The sequence below is a fragment of the Limosilactobacillus sp. C0001E2 genome (assembly GCF_056590915.1).
This window is the reverse complement of record NZ_JBWPXC010000020.1, coordinates 1-1,674: the sequence shown is the minus strand read 5'-3', so window position 1 is coordinate 1,674 and position 1,674 is coordinate 1. Positions and strand designations below refer to the sequence as shown.

The following is a 1,674-nucleotide window of genomic DNA, read 5'->3' as shown; positions in this document are numbered from 1 at the left end:
GGCACTAGGTCCCGTCAAGTATACAGGTTAAATAGATAAAATTTTAGGCGGCTTGATTGCGGAATTGTTCCGCGGTCAAGCCGTTTCTGCTTGTGTAAGCGCGTTTGGTATTAAAGTATTTAATGGCTCCTTTGACGAGTTGTTCTAACTCTTCCAATGTCTTAGGACGAGGATGTTTATTCATCCAGATTAACTTGAAGTCATTCCACCAGCGTTCCATTGGGGAGTTTTCCCAAGGATGGCCGGGGTGTGACATACTATGAATGCAGTTTTTAGAAGCTAAGTAGTCGTTAAACATACCTGAGCAGTAGGCTGCTCCACGGTCAGTATGAACCATCGGCTGTGCATCTGGTTCAACCGCAAAAGCACGATTAAAGGCTTCCATTACTGCTGATGAGGTTTCTGTATCTGAAATGTTGTAGCTTAAAGCGTAACGACCATATAAGTCTAAAATAACGTGTACTCGTATTTTATGAAGCGTGTGTTCGCCGTAGGCAACTTCCGTTGTATCGGTAACCCACACTTCATTTTTAGTTTCTCGATCGAATTGTTCCTGTAATAAGTTGTCATTGATATACTCCTCATGGCGTTGAATTCGATTGTGTCTCTTTTTCCTAATATTCGCCCTAATCCCATGCTTACGCATGCAGTTAGTTACTCGTTTTAATCCAGCAGTAAAGCTTAAACGGTTCTCAAAACTTAACTGTGTAGTCATCGCTAGATATCCAAGCGTCCAATTATGCTCTTTTTCTAATTCTAAAATTGCTTCAAGCAGTTCTGCCTGCTCATTTTGATAATGACTTGGCTTTCGATTGAGCCATTTGTAATAACCATCTCGCGAAGATTCAGCTATTCTACACAGCTGGCTAATTGACCAACCATTTTCCTGATTTAGTTCTTTGGTGGCTTGGTATTTGGCTCCTTGTTCACCTCCCGATTGCGTATTTCTGTTAATTTTTTTGCGAAGGCAATCTCCATCTCTTGATTTTTTAGCTGAGCTCTTAGTAAGCGGTTCTCTGCTTTGAGCCGATCAACTTCTGTCCACTCCTCTTCCGGTTTAGCTTTACCCCGGCGATCACGAAGTGATTCCGGGTCATTACCACTTTTACGATATTTCTGGTACCAGCCATAAACCTGTTGGTAACTAATATGATACTTTTCAACCGCCCAATTGTAGTTCATACCATGCTTAATCAGGTCTTCGATGATTATCAGTCGCTCTTCAAAGTTAGTCTTTCGTCCACTCATTTTTGAATCTCGCTTTCTTGGCGTATATGCCTTTAAGTTAGATTCATTATACTGGATAATCCACTGCTTTAACTGGGTACGTGATCGCAAACCGTGCTTTATCGCAAATAACTCCATCGATTCAGTTGATTGTCGATACTGCTCAACTAACGAGTGCTTGAATTTTCTTGAGTAACTTTGATTGTGATGGTCAGACTGAAGCCCAGGCAACCCTTGATATTTGTACAGAAGTCTCCAACGATAAAGGGCATCTTTGCCAATATTATATCTAATCATGACTTTAGAAGATCCCTCACGTAAAGCTTCTTGGAGAATTAAGAGTTTTTCCTCCGCCGAGTATTTTGATTTTCTTCCCATAGAAAAAGCCCTCCGAATATATAAGATGAATTTTCCATTTCATCTGTATACTCAGAGGGCATTATAGCC

2 protein-coding genes are annotated in these 1,674 nt (G+C 40.9%); both read right to left on the bottom strand.

What is annotated here, in order from left to right; all coding sequences use genetic code 11:
* Positions 1 to 43: 43 nt before the first annotated feature.
* Entirely contained in the window at positions 44 to 955 is a 912-nt protein-coding gene (locus tag AC1EKL_RS08710) for an IS3 family transposase (protein ID WP_480189753.1), read from the bottom strand.
* On the bottom strand, positions 892 to 1,605 hold the full coding sequence (locus AC1EKL_RS08705) for a helix-turn-helix domain-containing protein (protein WP_480189752.1): 714 nt from the start codon (positions 1,603 to 1,605) through the stop codon (positions 892 to 894). The genes AC1EKL_RS08710 and AC1EKL_RS08705 overlap by 64 nt, the downstream gene beginning before the upstream one ends.
* Positions 1,606 to 1,674: the final 69 nt, after the last annotated feature.

Excerpts from the sequence above, each read along its gene's own strand:
- AC1EKL_RS08705 (WP_480189752.1), bottom strand. The coding sequence starts at position 1,605 with ATGGGAAGAAAATCAAAATACTCGGCGGAGGAAAAACTCTTAATTCTC.